This is a genomic window from Roseomonas haemaphysalidis, from assembly GCF_017355405.1.
GTDB lineage: Bacteria > Pseudomonadota > Alphaproteobacteria > Acetobacterales > Acetobacteraceae > Pseudoroseomonas > Pseudoroseomonas haemaphysalidis.
The window spans coordinates 1613921-1630155 of the sequence record NZ_CP061177.1; the positions used below are offsets into that span (position 1 = coordinate 1613921).

Annotated in this window: 14 protein-coding genes; 9 read left to right on the top strand and 5 right to left on the bottom strand. The window is 67.2% G+C overall.

Features of this window, described 5'->3' with window-relative positions; translation table 11 throughout:
- Positions 1 to 164: 164 nt before the first annotated feature.
- On the top strand, positions 165 to 1400 hold the full coding sequence (locus IAI59_RS07420) for an alpha-hydroxy acid oxidase (RefSeq protein ID WP_207417084.1): 1236 nt from the start codon (positions 165 to 167) through the stop codon (positions 1398 to 1400).
- Between the two features lie 103 nt (positions 1401 to 1503).
- Here IAI59_RS07420 and IAI59_RS07425 read toward each other — a convergent pair whose 3' ends face one another.
- Together IAI59_RS07425 and IAI59_RS07430 are read right to left on the bottom strand one after the other, a co-directional pair.
- Positions 1504 to 2166: an HAD family hydrolase gene (locus IAI59_RS07425; RefSeq protein WP_207416855.1), complete on the bottom strand. Its 663-nt coding sequence runs from the start codon at positions 2164 to 2166 to the stop codon at positions 1504 to 1506.
- A gap of 17 nt (positions 2167 to 2183) precedes the next feature.
- Positions 2184 to 3704: an ABC-F family ATP-binding cassette domain-containing protein gene (locus IAI59_RS07430; protein WP_207416854.1), complete on the bottom strand. Its 1521-nt coding sequence runs from the start codon at positions 3702 to 3704 to the stop codon at positions 2184 to 2186.
- 523 nt (positions 3705 to 4227) lie between these two features.
- Between IAI59_RS07430 and IAI59_RS07435 the strand changes: the two genes are divergently transcribed.
- The 6 genes from IAI59_RS07435 (at position 4228) to IAI59_RS07460 (ending at position 9532) form a co-directional block, all read left to right on the top strand.
- A complete protein-coding gene (locus IAI59_RS07435; protein ID WP_207416853.1) occupies positions 4228 to 5241 on the top strand; it encodes an iron ABC transporter substrate-binding protein in 1014 nt (337 codons plus the stop codon).
- 89 nt (positions 5242 to 5330) lie between these two features.
- On the top strand, positions 5331 to 6842 hold the full coding sequence (locus tag IAI59_RS07440; protein WP_237180632.1) for an ABC transporter permease: 1512 nt from the start codon (positions 5331 to 5333) through the stop codon (positions 6840 to 6842).
- Positions 6839 to 7921: an ABC transporter ATP-binding protein gene (locus IAI59_RS07445; RefSeq protein ID WP_207416850.1), complete on the top strand. Its 1083-nt coding sequence runs from the start codon at positions 6839 to 6841 to the stop codon at positions 7919 to 7921. Before IAI59_RS07440 ends, IAI59_RS07445 begins: the two co-directional genes overlap by 4 nt.
- Positions 7922 to 8220: 299 nt before the next feature.
- Positions 8221 to 8556 carry a hypothetical protein gene (locus tag IAI59_RS07450; protein ID WP_207416849.1) on the top strand — a complete coding sequence of 112 codons (336 nt, stop codon included), beginning with the start codon at positions 8221 to 8223 and terminating at the stop codon, positions 8554 to 8556.
- 333 nt (positions 8557 to 8889) lie between these two features.
- A complete protein-coding gene (locus tag IAI59_RS07455; protein ID WP_207416848.1) occupies positions 8890 to 9189 on the top strand; it encodes a hypothetical protein in 300 nt (99 codons plus the stop codon).
- Between the two features lie 73 nt (positions 9190 to 9262).
- Complete coding sequence (locus IAI59_RS07460) at positions 9263 to 9532, top strand: hypothetical protein (protein WP_207416847.1); 270 nt, start codon at positions 9263 to 9265, stop codon at positions 9530 to 9532.
- An 89-nt stretch (positions 9533 to 9621) separates the two neighbouring features.
- Here the strand turns inward: IAI59_RS07460 and IAI59_RS07465 are convergent, their stop codons facing one another.
- Positions 9622 to 10650, bottom strand: a complete 1029-nt coding sequence (locus tag IAI59_RS07465; RefSeq protein WP_207416846.1) for an adenosine deaminase — start codon at positions 10648 to 10650, stop codon at positions 9622 to 9624.
- Positions 10651 to 10836: 186 nt separating this feature from the next.
- Positions 10837 to 11979, bottom strand: coding sequence for a GntR family transcriptional regulator (locus IAI59_RS07470; protein ID WP_207416845.1), 1143 nt, complete (start codon positions 11977 to 11979; stop codon positions 10837 to 10839).
- A 198-nt stretch (positions 11980 to 12177) separates the two neighbouring features.
- Between IAI59_RS07470 and IAI59_RS07475 the strand changes: the two genes are divergently transcribed.
- Together IAI59_RS07475 and IAI59_RS07480 are read left to right on the top strand one after the other, a co-directional pair.
- Complete coding sequence (locus IAI59_RS07475; protein WP_207416844.1) at positions 12178 to 13146, top strand: Bug family tripartite tricarboxylate transporter substrate binding protein; 969 nt, start codon at positions 12178 to 12180, stop codon at positions 13144 to 13146.
- A gap of 13 nt (positions 13147 to 13159) precedes the next feature.
- Positions 13160 to 14497 (top strand): class-II fumarase/aspartase family protein, encoded by a 1338-nt coding sequence (locus IAI59_RS07480; RefSeq protein WP_207416842.1) that lies wholly within the window; start codon positions 13160 to 13162, stop codon positions 14495 to 14497.
- A 112-nt stretch (positions 14498 to 14609) separates the two neighbouring features.
- Here the strand turns inward: IAI59_RS07480 and IAI59_RS07485 are convergent, their stop codons facing one another.
- Positions 14610 to 16046, bottom strand: coding sequence for an alkaline phosphatase family protein (locus IAI59_RS07485; protein WP_207416841.1), 1437 nt, complete (start codon positions 16044 to 16046; stop codon positions 14610 to 14612).
- Positions 16047 to 16235 lie beyond the last annotated feature (189 nt).

The window sequence follows — 16235 nt, forward strand, 5'->3', positions numbered from 1 at the left end:
CCCGTGCCGGGGAATGCCCTTGAGCGGCTCGCCGGTGGCACCCTGAGCGATGAAAGGGCGGCACCGTTCCAGGGAACGGCCGCCTGGATCTGCCACCTGCCGCCGGAGGGTCATTCGTGATGTCGGATGCAAAGCGACAGGACATCGGCGCACCCGATGTCGCGATGGAACTGACCGAAGGGAACGCAACGCCAGCTTCCGCCAAGCCGCCGGTCCGGCAGGTCCCGCGCCGCATGCGGCACATCCTCAGCCTGGACGACCTGGAAAAGGCCGCGCGCCGCCACTTGCCGCGCCCGATTTACGGGTATGTCGCCGGGGCGGCCGAGGACAGCCTGACGCGCACGGACAACCGGCAGGTCTTCGCCGAATACCGCTTCGTCACGCGGGTGCTGCGCAACGTTTCAGGACGGAGCCAGGCGACGGAGCTGTTCGGCCATACCTACGCCATGCCGTTTGGCATCGCTCCCATGGGTATCAGCGCGCTGATCGCCTACCGGGGTGATCTGCAACTCGCGCGGGCCGCGCGGCAGCTCGACATCCCGATGATCATGAGCGGCTCGTCGCTGATCCGGCTGGAAGAGGTGTTCGACGCCAATCCCGGCATGTGGTTCCAGGCCTACCTGCCCGGGGAGCCGGACAGGATTGCCGCGCTGGTGGACCGCGTGGCCCGGGCGGGCGTCGGCACCCTCGTCCTTACCGTCGACACCGCCGTCCTGGCGAACCGCGAAAACAACATCCGCAGCGGCTTTTCGACGCCGCTGCGGCCGAGCCTGCGTCTGGCCTGGGATGGCATGGTGCGCCCGGACTGGACGATGAACACCTTTCTGCGAACCCTATGGCGGCCTGGAATGCCGCATTTCGAGAATTCCTATGCCACCCGCGGCGCGCCGATCATGTCCGGCGCCGTCATGCGCGACTTCGGGCGCAAGGATCACCTGGACTGGGGGCATGTCGGCCAGATCCGCCGGCAATGGAAGGGGCGCCTCGTCATCAAGGGCATCCTGCACCCCAGGGACGTCCTGCTGGCGCGGGAGGCGGGCGCCGACGGGGTTATCCTGTCCAACCATGGCGGCCGCCAGCTCGATGGCGCGGTGTCGCCCATGCGCACCCTGCCCGCCGCGGTCGAGGCCGCAGGCGGCATCCCGGTGATGATGGATTGCGGCATCCGTCGCGGCGCGGATGTCCTCAAGGCCATGGCGCTCGGCGCTGCCTTTGTCTTTGTCGGCCGCCCCTTCATCTACGCAGCCGCCCTTGCCGGGGCAGAGGGCGTGGCGCATGCCGCGAACCTGTTGGGTGCGGAGGTCATGCGTGACCTTGGCCTGCTCGGCGTTTCGTCTCCGTCCGGGATCGGCGAGGACCAGGTGGTCCGCCTTCAGGCCGGAAGCATGCGGTCGGGCTGAATACGGCGTCGCGTGGCTTTCGTATCAGCCGATCGCGAGGCGGGGTGGGCGGTTTGATCTGCGCCAGCGACCGGATCTCGCCCACCATGGTTGTCGCGCCGGCTTATCGCAGCAGCTTCCGGACCGCATGCAGATCGGCCGCGATGTGGTGGCAAAGCGATCGGATCTCCTCGGTGGCGGGCAGCAGGTCCGGCACCATGATGGTCCGCATGCCCGCGGCAGCGGCCGAATGGACGCCGTTGTGCGAGTCCTCCAGCGCCCAGCAATCCTGCGGTGCCACCCCCAGCACCGCCGCGGCGCGCAGGAATGGATCGGGCGCCGGTTTTCCTACCGCATAATCTCCGGCGGCGATGATGGCGTGGAAGCGGTTCGTCAGGCCGTGTAGCGCCAGGTTGTGCCGCACCTCATCATGACCGGAAGAAGTGCAGATGGCGCGCGGCAGGCCCAGCGTGTCCAGACGGTCCAGCAGTGACACAGCACCCGGTTTGATGGCCAGGGCGCCCTTCATTCTCTCGTAATGCCGGGACCATGCTGCGCGAAACGCCTCGACATCTCCCGACGGGCCGATATGGGCCTGCAGGGCGGCACGGTTCACCGGCCAGGGGCGGCCGACCAGCAGCAGGAAGTCAGCCGTGGTGAAGCGGTGCCCGAGCTCGCGGGCAGCCGCCAGGATGGCGTCGTGGTACAGCGCCTCGCTGTCGAACAGCAGGCCATCCATATCGAAGATGACAGCGGCGGGCCGGGCGGATTGCGTGGCTGCGGCCATCTGGTTCCCTGTCGTGCTTACCCTGGGGCCATCATCGCGCTGAAGAAGCCTTGCGGGTCGTCCACCTCGGCCAGCGTGCCGCGGTCGATCCGCCAGAACCGCGTGCCGACGTTTTCCACGAAGCGGCGGTCGTGCGACACCAGCAGCGAGGCGCCGTCCCGCTGCCGCAGTTCCTCTTCCAGCATCTCCTGCCCCTCGATGTCGAGGTGGTTGGTCGGCTCGTCGAGCAGAAAGAAGTTGGGTTCCTGCAGCCGCAGGATCAGCATCGCCAGCCGCGCCTTCTGGCCGCCGGACAACTGCGCGACACGCTGCCCCTGTCGTTCCACCGCAAATCCCGCCGTGGCCAGCAGGGTGCGGACACGCTGATCGCTCACCGCGAAGCGCCCGGCGACGGCATCGTGCACCATCTCGTCCGGCCGCAGGTGGCTGAGCGACTGGTCGCAGATGCCCGCCACCACCGTGGCACTGACCGTCAGCCCCGGATGCGGCCGCCCCGCGATGGCCTCTGTCACCAAGCCCAACAGGCGCGACTTGCCGGTGCCGTTGGCGCCCAGCAGCACCACGCGGTCCCCGGGGTGCAGGCGCAGCTTGCCGGTGCGGAACAGCCGCCGCCCGTCCGGCGCCGCTACCGTCACGGCGTCGAGCGTCAGCAGGGTCTTGGCATGGGTGTCGCCGTCGGCCAGCCGGATCTGCACGGCCGGGCTTTCGCGATGGGCCGGGCGCGCCGCGGCCTCGATGCGCTCCGCGCGTTCCCGCAGCTGCTTGGTCTTGCTGTTCAGCAGGTCGGAGCCGGAATTGACGCCGATGTTGTGCAGCTTGGCCGCCTGCTGCCGCAGCCGGGTGGCCTGGCGGAGCTCGGTCTCATGCCGGCGCGCCGTCGCTTCGTCCCGCTCCGCCAGGCTGGCCCGCGCGGTGCCGTAGGGGGCCCGGAACTCCACCGGGGCCGTGGTGCGCAGAAACAGGGTGCGCCGCGTCACCGTGTCCAGAAAGGCGCGGTCGTGGCTGGCGACCAGCAGCGCGGTGTCCTGTGGCAGGGCCGCGATCCAGCGCTGCAACTGGCCGATCCGCTGCAGGTCCAGGTGGTTGGTCGGCTCGTCCATCAGCAGGACATCAGGTTCCGTCAGCCACGCCCGGGCCAGCAGGGCCATGCGTTGCCAGCCGCCGCTGAGCGTGCCCAGTGGGCGGTCGTGCAGCGCGCCCGGGATCGCCATGGCGTCCAGCGCCACATCCACCCGCCAGCCTTCCCAGTCCCGGCTTTCGGCGGGCAGGGCCTGGAGCAGAACTTCGCGCACCGGCAGGGACAGCGCGGCGGGCTCGGGGTCCTGCTGCATCAGCGTGACGCATAGGTTGCGACCATACCGGCAGCATCCCGCGGTAGGCTCGGCACGGTCGGCTAGAATGCGCAGCAGCGTGGACTTGCCGCCGCCGTTGCGGGCGACGAGGCCGATGCGGTCGCCCTTCTGGATGATGAGGTCGAGGCCGGAAAAGAGGGGAGCGCCCAGGGCCATGCCAAGGGCTTCGAGGGTGATCAGGGACATCGGGTCGTCTTTCGCCCGCCGGGCCGGACCAGGGTCCAGGCGCGGCACGTTCATCACAGGATGAGCTGACCGGGGAAAGAAACTGGGGAAGTCCGCCGCCTGATCAGCCCTGCAAACGCATCTGCAGGGCCGCAACGGGGCCGCGACGGTTGTGATGGCAGCGATGCACCGCGTCCCTCCTGTCGGTTGCGGTTGACGACGCTTGGAGCGTAGCGAGGCCAGGCGAACCGGGCAAGCGACGGGGGCCACCTGCCGGGCCCTGTGGAACAGCCGCGCACCCGCTGCGCGGAATGGGTGGAGGTTGCTTCGCGTCCAGCCATTCCAGGTGGCGTGACGCAGGGACGCGGTGCCGACCCTGTGAGCATTTGGCCCGGCGATCATGTGAAAGGGCCACCGGCCCGGGTCGCAACGGACCTTCCATCGCTGAGAACGCTTCTAAGAATCATTAACTTGACCGGATCGCTCCCTCGTTGCCACTTGCGTCCATCCGGCCGCAGGGGCCGATCAGCCAAGGCATTCCCCAATGACGATCCCCCGTCGCGGCGTCGCCGCCCTTCTTGCCGCCGGTGCGTCCTCCCTTCTGGCGAGGAGCGGGCGTGCCCAGGCGGCCGGTGAGCTGCTGGTCTACAACGCGCAGCACGCCAGCCTGACCAAGGAGTGGGTGAACGGCTTCACCGCGGAGACCGGCGTGAAGGTCACGGTACGCAACGGCGGCGATACCGAACTGGCGAACCAGATCGTGCAGGAGGGTGCCGCTTCTCCCGCCGACGTATTCCTGACCGAAAACTCGCCCGCCATGGCGCTGGTGCAGTCCGCCAACCTTTTCGCGCCGCTGGACGACACGACGCTGGGGCTGGTGCCCGCCCATTTCCGCCCGGCGCAGGGGCGCTGGATGGGCATTGCCGCGCGCAGCACCGTCTTCGCCTATGACACCCGCAAGCTGACCGAGGCGCAGCTGCCGAAGTCCATCATGGATCTGGCCGACCCGTCCTGGAAGGGGCGTTGGGCCGCCTCGCCGAGCGGGGCGGACTTTCAGGCCATCGTCGGCGCCATGCTGCAACTGAAGGGCGAGGCGGCGACGCTGGCTTGGCTGCAGGGCATGAAACAGAACTTCGTCGCCTACCGCGGCAACAGCACCTGCCTGAAGGCCGTGAACGCCGGCGAGATCCCCGGGGCCGTCATCTACCACTATTACTTCTTCGGCGATCAGGCGAAGACGGGGGAAAACAGCAACAACGTCCAGCTGCACTATTTCCGCAACCAGGACCCGGGGGCCTTCGTCTCCATCTCAGGCGGCGGCGTGCTGGCTTCCAGCAGGAACCAAGCGCAGGCCCAGGCCTTTCTGCGCTGGGTCGCCGGTCCGAAGGGGCAGGGCGTGCTGCGCACCGGCGACTCCTTTGAATACGCGGTGGGCAATGGCCAGGCGTCCCATCCCAAGCTGGTGCCGCTGGCCGAGCTGCAGGCACCGGACGTGCAGCCCGCGACGCTGGACAGCCGCGCCGTCAGCGCCCTCATGACCAAGGCCGGATTGCTCTGAACCACGTACGGCCGACATGCCCGGCGGCGGGCGCGGCGTTTCGCGCCTTGCCCAGCCATGCGGCGCCGCCCCGGCTCCGCCGCCGACCCATGGCGCCCGTGCTGTCCGGCGCCGCCGTGCTGGTGACGCTGGTGACGCTGCTGCCCCTGGGCTTCGTGCTTTGGGTCGCCGTGCAAACCGGCTGGGAAACCGCGTCGTCCCTGGTGTTCCGCCCGCGCGTGGGCGAATTGCTGTGGAACACCACGCTGCTGGTGCTGCTGGCAGTGCCGGCCTGCGGCGCCCTGGCCTTGGTGATGGCTTGGCTGACCGAACGCAGCGACCTTCCGGGTGCCCGGACTTGGTCCTGGCTGGCCGTGGCGCCGCTGGCGGTGCCGGCCTTCGTGCAAAGCTATGCCTGGGTGAGCTTGGTGCCGTGGCTGCACGGGCTGCCCGCCGGGTTGCTGGTTTCGGTGCTGGCGTATTTTCCCTTCATGTACCTGCCCGTCTCGGCCGCGTTGCGGCGCCTGGACCCGGCGCTGGAAGACGCCGCCGCGGCATTGGGCGATCCACCCGCCCGCGTTTTCCGGCGCGTTGTCGTGCCGCAACTGCGGCTGGCGCTGTGCGGCGGGGCGCTGCTGGTGGGGCTGCACCTCCTGGCTGAGTACGGCCTCTTCGCGCTGATCCGGTTCGATACCTTCACCACGGCGATCATCGATCAGTTCCAGTCCACCTTCAACGGCCCCGCCGCCAGCATGCTGGCCCTGGTGCTGGTGCTCTGCTGCCTCGGGCTCCTGTGGCTGGAGGCGACGGTTCGTGGCCGGGCCCGCTATGCCCGCGTCGGTGCTGGCGCCGCCCGGCCCCCGGCTCGCCGGCGGCTGGGATACTGGACGCTTCCGGCGCTGGCGCTGCTGCTCGGGGTGGCGGTGCTTTCGCTCGGCGTTCCGGCCCTGACGCTGTGGCGCTGGCTGGCTGCGGGCGGCAGCGGCATCTGGCGCTGGCAGGAAATCGGCCCCGCCCTCGGCCAGACGCTGGTGCTGGCGCTGTGCGGCGCGGCGCTGACGGTGGCCGCGGCCTTCCCGATCGCCTGGCTGTCCATCCGTCGGCCAGGCCGGCTGCAGCGCGCCCTGGAGGGCGCCAACTTCCTGACCGGTGCGCTCCCGGGCGTGGTCGTGGCATTGGCCCTGGTGACGATCGCCGTGCGGGTGGTGCTGCCGCTGTACCAGACCCTGTTCACGGTGATGCTGGCCTATGCGCTGATGTTTCTGCCGCGCGCCATCATCGGCCTGCGCGCCTCCCTCGCCCAGTCGCCGGTTGAATTGGAGCAGGCGGCCCATGTGCTGGGGCGTTCGCCCGCCAGGACGCTGCTGACCGTGACGCTGCGGCTGGCGGCGCCAGGTGTCGCGGCGGCCCTCGCGCTGGCCTCCCTCGGCATCGTGGGGGAACTGACGGCGACCCAGATGCTGGCCCCCAATGGCACGCAGACCCTGGCGACCGCCTTCTGGTCCTACAGCGGCGAACTCGACTACGCCGCAGCCGCGCCATATGCGCTGCTGATGATCCTGCTGACCTCTCCCCTGACCTGGCTCCTGCATCGCCAATCCCGCCGAGCCGCCGGGCAATGAGCTTTCTCAGCCTTCAAGGAGTCACCAAGCGCTTCGGGTCGGTGCTGGCGCTGGATGACGTCGTTCTGACGGCGCCCCAGGGCAGCCGCACGGCGATCGTGGGTCCGTCCGGCAGTGGCAAGTCGACCCTGCTGCGGCTGCTGGCAGGCTTCGATGCCCCGGATACAGGCCGTATCTCCCTGGATGGCGAGGTGCTGGCCGATGGCCCGGCCGCGGTCCCGGCGCATCGCCGCGGCATCGGGCTGGTGGCCCAGGAAGGCGCGCTGTTCCCGCATCTCAGCGTGGCGGAGAACATCGGCTTCGGCCTGCCCCGCGGCACCGCAGGGCGCGACGCACGGATCCGCTCCCTGGCCGGGATGGTCGAACTGGACGAGGACCTGCTGCGCCGCAGGCCGGACGCCTTGTCCGGCGGGCAGCAGCAGCGGGTCGCATTGGCCCGGGCCCTGGCCCGCCAGCCCAGATTGATGCTGCTGGACGAGCCGTTCTCGGCCCTCGATACCGGGCTGCGCGCCAGCACCCGGAAAGCGGTATCGGCTCTGCTGGACAAAGCGGGGGTCACCACGATCCTGGTGACCCATGACCAAGCCGAGGCCATGTCCTTCGCCGACCAGGTGGCCGTGATGCGCAATGGCCGGCTGCTGCAGGTCGGACCGCCGCGCGAACTGTATCTCCAGCCTTCCGATGAAACGGTTGCCAGCTTCCTTGGCCCAGCCATCTTTCTTGCGGCACAGATGCAGGGCGGCTTCGCCGAATGCGCTCTCGGCCACGTTCCTGTCGGGGGTCATCCCGCCGGCACGCGGGTGCGGATCATGCTGCGCCCGGAGCAGATATCCTTCGTCCCCGTATGTGGCGCAGCTGAGGGCATTGGATATGCCAAGGTCATCGCGACCGAGTTCGCTGGAAGCGATTGCCTGATGCAGGTTCAGATCGAGGGACGCGCAGGGACCGATGCGGTATCCGTCGCCATCAGGACCTCGCCCAGCCATATGGTCCCGCCCGGATCTTGGCTGAAGCTGGCCGTCGTGGGCACGGCGCACGTCATCGAGGCCTCCGCCGCATCCGAAGCATATGTGGACTGAACGCTGCTCCACCCCGGTAGGGTGGGGATGTGTCTCGTGGTCGTGGCACCGCCAAACGCCCACGTAAAAACCAGACGAAGCACTGCCCCATTCCGCAGCACGCTCACCATGCCGGGCAACCAAGCGCTTGGGCACGATGCCGCCGCGTTCGCGCCTCTGGTGGCCGAGGCATCGCTTTCATTCCGGCAGCGGCGTGGTGCCGCGATCGGCAACAAGAGAGCGATGATCGACGCTTCTGCATAGGGCTCGGATGTTCAGCATTGCGCCGTTCCCGGCATTCGCTTCGTGGCACGACCTTGATGGCTGATGTCTGCATCGCTAGGTACCACTTGTCTTCAGATGCCTGTGCCCCGAGACTTTCTTTGCCAAAGAATCGCAAGACGGCAAAAGCCGATCAAAAGCTCCCCTCATCTCGAACCCAGAGACAGGCTGCAAGTCCGGTCAAGGCGATCAAACAAACCGCCAGGAAGCGGAAAACTGGCAAGCCGAAGCTCACTGCCAAGCAGGTGAAACAGATTGCTGCAAGGCAGGCAGCCCGGAGACGATTGCTGTTCGCCGTCGGAGATTACGCACTCGGCCTAGCGATGCTGGCAGGCGCCGTCTGGTGGCTGATCACATTTCTTGAAAGACGGTGACCAGCGCCAGAACGTGTGATCCATAGGCGCTGATCGAAGCAACAGCCATCTCCCCGCGACTGCCTGCTTCAGCGAACGGCGAGTACGAACACCGATGGAGACATGCCACAGCTGCTGTCGCACTTGGGCATCAATCCATATGTGATACGAGATACACTAAGATCTCGTTCGGTTGATGCGCAAAACCCTGGCCTTTGCAACAATCCAATCACGCGCCGGGGGGGCACACCGCCGTTCGATCGCTCGACTGCACCGGGACGCTGCCAACGAACTCTGCAGTATGTCTGAGATAAGCTTGTTGTGATGTCACTCTAAGGAAAGGGACATAATCAGATGCTGAAGATGAGCCATCGATCCAGCGCTGTGCCCGGCAGCAAGAGTGCTGATCCTTCGCAGAAACCGGGCGTGAGCAAACGAATCCTCCCCTTGGTTGGGCTGGCCTTCGTACTTGGGATGGTCATGGCCGGGCTCGTGCTCTGGGCTACCTCTGCTGCCTACGGAGCGATGCCAATGGAAGGCGCGCCACTTATCGCTGCGTTGATCGGGGGCGGTGGGGCGATGGCGATTGGCGTTGGTCTCATGGCTCTTCTGTTTCACAGCAACCGCAGCGGTTGGGATGACCAAAGCGGGTAGTGGATGCTTGGCCTTCTTGCTCAATGACCCAGAAGGTGCTGCGTGCATTCTGCTATTTGAGCAGGCATAGCATGTGCCTTCAGGAATTGGTGCGACGGATCGCCTGTCCTATCGGATCGATCTGGCGACCTTCCCAGGAGACCTCAGCTTTTCATATCGGCGTAGCAAAGAGCTTCAGGCGATCAGCCAATGGCTGATCGAGCGGCGGAGCATCGGGACGCATATTCCATTTTTCAGCAGCAATTTCTTTGCGCCTGATCCGGGCCTGGAGATTCCAGATCTGAGTTTCTGCCTGATGATCGGTTCGACAATCTGGTGGCGCGGAAGACGCCTCTATTTTTGAGTTGCGCAACCAGTCGACCCGTCCCCAGAGGGATAGGTCGCTATATCCGACACATCAAGGCCGCTGCGCGACGATCTGCGTTCAGATGATCAAGCTTGAGCCTCGGTACGGCCGGCAAGATAGTCATCCAGCCGCGTGAGCAGGATTTGCCGCTCCTCCCGCGTGACCCAGGCAGCTTCCAATCCATTGCGGACCAGACGCACGATCTCCGGAACCGACAGGTCGAGGGCGCTTTGGCAGGCCACCAAGTTCTCCGTCACGTATCCGTCGAAGTAAGGCGGATCATCGGAATTGACGGTGACATGCAGGCCATGGGCCATCATGGCCTTCAGCGGGTGCTGAGCCAGATCCGTGACCACTTGAAGCCGCAGATTGGATAGTGGACAGACCGTCAGCGGTGTGCGGCGCGCTGCCAGTTCCCGCACAAGGTCCAGGTCGTCCAGACATGCGTTGCCATGGTCGATCCGGTCCACGCGGAGCAGCTCGAGCGCTTCGCGCACGTAGCTCGCCGGGCCTTCTTCTCCGGCATGGACGGTGATGCGAAACCCCCGATCGCGTGCAGCCTGGAAGAAGCCGGCGAAGTTGGAGGGTGGGTTACCCACCTCGGCACCACCCATGCCGATGCCGATGATGCGGCCGGCCCAGGGCATGATCTGGTCGAGCACGGCCATGGCATCCGCCTCCGTGCGGTGGCGGTGGACGCTGATCATGAGGCCCGAGCTGGTTCCCTGGTCCCGCCGCGCATCGTCCATGGCCTGGAGCACTCCGCCCATCAGGCTTTCCATCGGAACCCCTCGCTCCGTGAAGCTTTGCGGGCCGATGAACATTTCGGCACGGACCACGCCATCCGCGTGCGCCCGGCGCAGGTAGGCGCGGGTCACGTCGTAGAAGTCCTGTTCCGTTTGCAGGACCTTGCAACCCTCGAAGTAAAGGTCAAGAAAGGACTTCAGGTTCGGGAAGGCGTAGGCGGAGCGCAGTGCCTCGGCTGTATCCCAACGAAGCCTCATGCCGTGACGATGGGCCAGGTCCAGCATGAGCTGTGGCTCGATGCTGCCTTCGATGTGCATGTGCAGGTCTGCCTTGGGCAGACCGCGAATGAAAGCCTCGACCGTCTGCATGGAAACCTACCCTCCGCCGATCCGGTCGTTGTGCCCATCCGCGTCAAATCCTGCAATCCTTGCAAGCAGCCCGTGAGTCCAAGCCGGGCCGGGCGGCGAGACAAGTCGTAAGCGTGTCGACGATCGGCGTCCGGTGACATGCGCCCCGCCACTTCTGGCGTGTTGGACCCGGGCAGGCAGCGGGCGCTACCCGGGGGGTTCTCTTCGTGATCGCGAACGACCGGCCCCGGTGGGTGATGCCGGCAGGTGCTGCGATATGGAGAAGCCCGGCACCTCGTGAACCGGCAGCAGACGCAATGTTCCCCGGGATTGCGATCCTGCCCATTGCTTGTTGATCGCTTCGTAAAGCCCGTCACACTGGTCAGACGCCCTGTATCCGATGAGGTTGAAGAAGCCATCGGCCTCTTCGGGAATATCGGTACGGCCAAGCAGAATGATCGAAAGCTGTTCCGGTGTCCTGATCCCTCCGGCGGCCAGGGCGGCGCGGAGCGTGGAACCAGCCTCCACGCCCCAGACAATGATGGCGCTGAAGGGCAATGAACCATCGGGCTTTCTCTGCGCGCAGATAGCATCCGTCAGGGCTGCCAAATAATCGGCGTGAGGCGGCTCAGCCACCAAAAGCGGAGGATGCAGGATGACATGGGGATCGCCCCGTTCCCGCAGCCCTTCATAGCGGCGCAGGCCGAGATCATTCGCGAGAAAGGGCGTGGAGGTGGTTGCCAGCGCGATGTCGCGGTGGCCGTGCTGCCGCAGCCGCACGACCGCACGCTCCACCGGCTCCCCCCACTCAAAGCCGACCGCGTCCAGATCGGTCCCGACCAGCCATGCGCCATCGACGGCCAGGGCATCAGCCCGGGCCCGTGCTGCGGCCAGCATTTCCACCGGGATCGTCTCGAATGATGACTGGATGACGCAGCCATCGAACCGGGGCAGGGACCGCAACACGCGGCAGGCATGCCGCGCATCGGAATAGGTGACTTCCAGCGTCTGGCACCCGTCGGCCTTGAAGCGGTGCTGCAATGCATCGAGGACCAGCCGCCCGCGCCGCAGGCCCTCCGATCGGCGCAGGAACAGCACGCTGCGGACCGGGAGGGGGGGCGGCGAGGGGGGCATGGTCGCTTCGTCCGGGCGGTGGCCAATAAAGGTGCCCCTGCCGACGCCGGACACGATGGCGCCGCTGTCGCGCAACGCGTCCAGCTCCCTCTGCACCTTTGCCTGCGAAAGGCCGAACTGCCGCATCAAAGCGCGTACTGTAGGGAGCCGGTCGCCCGAGCGACCGTCGGCAACCAGCTTCATCAACCTGAGCCGAAGGCGCTCTACATCATCCATGGCGCAGTAATACAATACAATGGGCAGCTTAAAAGCCCCCGATCACCCGCAGCTCAGTCGTCTGGATATCTTGAGACGCCAAACGCTGCAACCGAGCCGATAAATACAATTTGTATTGTAATCATACGACCCACCTTCTAGGGAGCCTCGCTCATATCAGAAGGCGCGTTCGGCGCCGCAAATGCTGGGGGGATACGCATGAACAGCATCGCAAGACGGGGTTTCCTGGCCATGGCCGGCGCGGCGGTGGCCAGCGCGGCGCAGGCGCAGGGCAGCCAGGCCATCAGCCTCGTGGTCGGGTACTCGGCCGGCGGCAGTTCCGACCTCGTCGCCCGCATCATGGCGTCGGAGCTTTCGGCTCGTCTTGGCCGGTCCGTCGTGGTCGAGAATGTCGCGGGTGCCAGTGGGATGATCGCGTTTCAGCGCCTGGCCAACAACCGACCGGACACCGGCACGCTCTACTTCGGTGGCTTCGACACCGTCGCGGTGCCCATGGTCAACCGCAACGTGAAGCTCGATTGGGAACGCGATACAATCCCGGTGGGCCGCACCACCATCGGTGGCATGACGTTCGTCGTCCCCGCGTCCTCACCCTACAAGGATATGGCCGCGTTCATCGATGCCGCCCGGAAAGGCGGGAGCGAGACACGAAGCTATGGCTCGCCCGGCGTCGCATCCGCCCAGCACTTCCTGGGAGAACTGATCAGCGAGAAGGCCGGCGTCAAACTGCTGCATTCGCCTTATCGCGGCGGCAACCTGGTCGTGAACGATCTCATCGCCGGCAACCTGGATGCGGCGGTGCTGGTCGATTCCACCGCCATCCCACCCATCCAGCAGGGTACGCTGCGGGCACTGGCCGTATCCTCCGCCGCGCGCGTCCCGCAATTGCCGGACGTGCCGACACTGGCGGAACTGCCTGGCTTCGACGGTGTCACCTTCCCGCTCTGGCAGGGCATCTTCGTGCGCAACGGTACGCCGGGGACCTTTGTGCAACAGCTTGACGCCGCCATCCGGGAAGCTTTGGCGACCCCCGCCGTCCAGAAGCAGTTGTCCGATGCGGGGTTCACCGCGTCGCCCCTCAGCGGCGAGGCGTTCGGCGCCTTCATCCGGCAGCAGGCGGAGGGCTACCGCAACATCGTGGCGGCATCGAAGCTATCGGTCGAGTGACGGGGACGATCCGATGACCACAGGTATGTTTGACTCCTGCATCACGGGCCACTGGTTCAGCGCCAAAGCGAAAGACATCTGGAGCGACCTCGGCACTTTGCAGGCGTGGCTCGATGTCGAGAAGGCACTCGCGCGGGCACAGGCCGATCTCAGCATGATTCCACGCGCCGCCGCGGACATCATCGGCGCAAAGGCTGACGCGACGCTCCTGGACCTTGGCCGCATGGCCGCGGATATCCGCAGCACGATGCACCCGTTCGTGCCCATGTTGCGCCAGTTCGAGGAGCTCTGCGGCGAGGAGGCGGCCGGATACATCCATTGGGGCGTCACCACCCAGAATATCTTCGAGACCGGCGCGGTGCTGCAGCTGCGCGACAGCCACGTCTTGATCGAACAGCAGTTGCGGCGGGCCGTCGATGCCTGTGCACGCCTGGCGGCCGGGAACCGCGACATCGTGCAGGCCGGCCGCACGCATGGCCAGCACGCGCTGCCCATCACCTTCGGCTTCAAGGTGGCCGCCTGGCGGGAGGAGTTGCGGCGCCACCTGACGCGGCTCGACGTGGCGGCGCAGGACGCGCTGGTGGTGCGAACCGGCGGCGCCGTGGGCACCTTTGCCGCCATGGAAGGGCAAGGCCGGGCCGTGCAGGCGCGGGTGGCCGAGATCCTCGGCCTCGGCGTCGCCGGCATTCCGGTCCGCTCGTCGTTCGACCAGTTCGCCGCCTACCTTGGCGTGCTCGTGCTGCTGGCCGGCACGGCGGAAAAGGTGGCGCGCGAGGTGGTGTTCCTGCAGCGCACCGAGGTGGCGGAAGTCGAGGAACGCTTCGAGACCGGCAAGGTCGGCAGTTCCACGATGGCCCAGAAGCGCAACCCCGCCCATGCGCAGAATGTTGCCGGCGTTGCCCAGATCCTGCGCTCGCGGGCGGGGCTGGTGACCGAGTCCATGGTCCGGGCCAATGAAGGGGACGCGACGGCCAGCAACATCGCCGATGTGCTGGTGCCCGAGATGGCGATCCTGGCCGCGTCCGTGGCGGAAGGGCTGGCCTCGTTGATCGATGGGCTGGTGGTGCATCCGGAAGCGATGCGTCGGAACCTGGACCTGACCGGGGGCGCCATCCTGTCGGAAGCGGTCATGATGACACTGGGGCGCAGCATCGGCCGCCACCATGCCCACCACGTGCTCTACGATGCGGCCATGCGAGCCGCTGACGGCTCTGTCGCCTTTGTCGATGCGCTTCGACAGCATCCGCTGCTGCGGGAGCACGGAAACACGCTCGATTTCGAGGCTCTGCTCGACCCCGCAAACTATGTGGGAGAGGCCGCGGCTTGCGTGGATGATGAGCTCGCGGGATGACGCGGCGCGGCGCCCTGACGGCGGGTGCCGCCTTCTTTGATCCGGAGCGACTGCTCCTCGATCAGCGTTCCTGGACCTGCCGGCCAGGGCACCGGCCACCCGTGACCGCCTGTCAGGCGGAAGGCATGGCAATCCGGCTCAGGCCGGCCGGATAGTACCGGCCGTCCTGGCACATGCGGTCCAGCGCAAAGCCACGCGGCAGGACAATGCGGTCCTCGGCCGGGGGCGTATCCGCGGCGGCATTCCAGGCGGCCTCCAGCACCCTTCCTTCGCAACCCTCATGCCCGACGCCGAGCATATGCAGCAGCGTGGGGGCGAGGTCCGTCAGGTCAGCCGCGCCCTGCACGGTGGCGCGGCGCCGGAAGGGGCCGCCTTCCATCAGCATCACGGTCGCCAGTTCGCGCCGATGCAGCCCGCCATGCATGCCGCCGCCCTCAGGTACGTTGCCGGCATCGAAGGGGGCGGTGCCCGGCAGGCCCCAGGGATCGGGCTGCTCGCACCCGGCGAAGGTCAGGGTCAGATCCGGTGCCCGGGGATGGGCCGCGTCGAGCAGGCTCAGAGGCACGAGGTCGGGCAGGCCCAGTGCCACCGGGTCGCGTGCCAGGAGAGGCCCGGCCCAGGCCTGGGCCGCCAGAAAGGTGGCGAGGGGCGCCGACGTCTTCCCGGGCTCCCTCAGCCAGATGCCCGGCGCCGCCGCCGGTGCGACGACAATGTCCGTGTCGTCGGTGAAGCCAGTGCCCGCGCGGAACCCGGCGCGGCGCAGCTCCTCCACCACCGGGATGCGTCGCGTGCCGGTGACCATGCCATGATCCGAGAGCACCAGCAGCCCGATCTCCGCCGCATCCGGCTGCGCATCGCGCCAGGCCGTCACGCGGCCGACGAGGGCGTCGGCGGCCCGCAGGGCGCGGCCCTGGGTTTCCGCATGCCCGATGCCGAGGAAGTGGCAGGAGATATCCGGCTCGGGGCACCACAGCAGGGTGACGTCGGCGCGCCGCTCCGGCAGGGCGATCTCGGTCATCACGCGGGCGATGAAGTCCACCCGCTCCAGGTTCGGCACCGCGGGTGCGGGCGTGGGTCCGAGGCGTGCCCGCACCCGCTCCGCGGTGGGACCCGTGGTGTCGTTCACGTTCCAGCGAAAGGCGCCGAGCTGCTCGGCCAGGGGATGCAGCAGAAAGGCCGATCCCGCGGTGCCGCCGGACACGACGGCGAGGCTGCGCCCGGCTTCCGCCAGCAATTCGCCGAGCGTTGGCCGGTCCAGCGGAGATGTCGCGCCCCGCGCCAGCAGGCGCAGATCGTCCCGATGGCCGGTGTTGAGCAGCCGGGAAGGCGTCACGGCGGCGTCGAACAGCGTGTTGGCCGCCAAGCCATGCGACTGCGGCCGGGTCCCGGTGATCAGGGAAGATGTGGCCACGCGCGTTTCGCTTGGGAACACGCTTCTCGCCCGGGCAAAACGGGTGCCCGATGCCTGGAGAGCCGCAAGATGCGGGGTCGCGGCGGCGGATACGAGATCAGGCCGGAGCCCGTCCAGGACGATGATGATGAAGCGCATGGCGTGGTTCTGCTAGCAGCCGCTGCCGGTCGGCAGAAGGCTGCTCCGCCGGGGACATGAAATCTTCATCCTGGCCGGATGGCCGGCACGTCACCCGGAGCTGGGAGCGGCCGTCGGGCCTGGCTAGCAGGCATGATGGTGGCATGGCTTGGGGGGTGGAACAAACGATCCGCCAGCCGGTCCGTCGAT

What these genes read in the sequence shown, in the direction of transcription:
- IAI59_RS07420 (WP_207417084.1), top strand. Translation starts at nt 165, where the DNA reads ATGGAACTGACCGAAGGGAACGCAACGCCAGCTTCCGCCAAGCCGCCG.
- IAI59_RS07425 (WP_207416855.1), bottom strand. Translation starts at nt 2,166, where the DNA reads ATGGCCGCAGCCACGCAATCCGCCCGGCCCGCCGCTGTCATCTTCGAT.
- IAI59_RS07430 (WP_207416854.1), bottom strand. Translation starts at nt 3,704, where the DNA reads ATGTCCCTGATCACCCTCGAAGCCCTTGGCATGGCCCTGGGCGCTCCC.
- IAI59_RS07435 (WP_207416853.1), top strand. Translation starts at nt 4,228, where the DNA reads ATGACGATCCCCCGTCGCGGCGTCGCCGCCCTTCTTGCCGCCGGTGCG.
- IAI59_RS07440 (WP_237180632.1), top strand. Translation starts at nt 5,331, where the DNA reads ATGGCGCCCGTGCTGTCCGGCGCCGCCGTGCTGGTGACGCTGGTGACG.
- IAI59_RS07445 (WP_207416850.1), top strand. Translation starts at nt 6,839, where the DNA reads ATGAGCTTTCTCAGCCTTCAAGGAGTCACCAAGCGCTTCGGGTCGGTG.
- IAI59_RS07450 (WP_207416849.1), top strand. Translation starts at nt 8,221, where the DNA reads ATGGCTGATGTCTGCATCGCTAGGTACCACTTGTCTTCAGATGCCTGT.
- IAI59_RS07455 (WP_207416848.1), top strand. Translation starts at nt 8,890, where the DNA reads ATGCTGAAGATGAGCCATCGATCCAGCGCTGTGCCCGGCAGCAAGAGT.
- IAI59_RS07465 (WP_207416846.1), bottom strand. Translation starts at nt 10,650, where the DNA reads ATGCAGACGGTCGAGGCTTTCATTCGCGGTCTGCCCAAGGCAGACCTG.
- IAI59_RS07470 (WP_207416845.1), bottom strand. Translation starts at nt 11,979, where the DNA reads ATGGATGATGTAGAGCGCCTTCGGCTCAGGTTGATGAAGCTGGTTGCC.
- IAI59_RS07475 (WP_207416844.1), top strand. Translation starts at nt 12,178, where the DNA reads ATGAACAGCATCGCAAGACGGGGTTTCCTGGCCATGGCCGGCGCGGCG.
- IAI59_RS07480 (WP_207416842.1), top strand. Translation starts at nt 13,160, where the DNA reads ATGACCACAGGTATGTTTGACTCCTGCATCACGGGCCACTGGTTCAGC.
- IAI59_RS07485 (WP_207416841.1), bottom strand. Translation starts at nt 16,046, where the DNA reads ATGCGCTTCATCATCATCGTCCTGGACGGGCTCCGGCCTGATCTCGTA.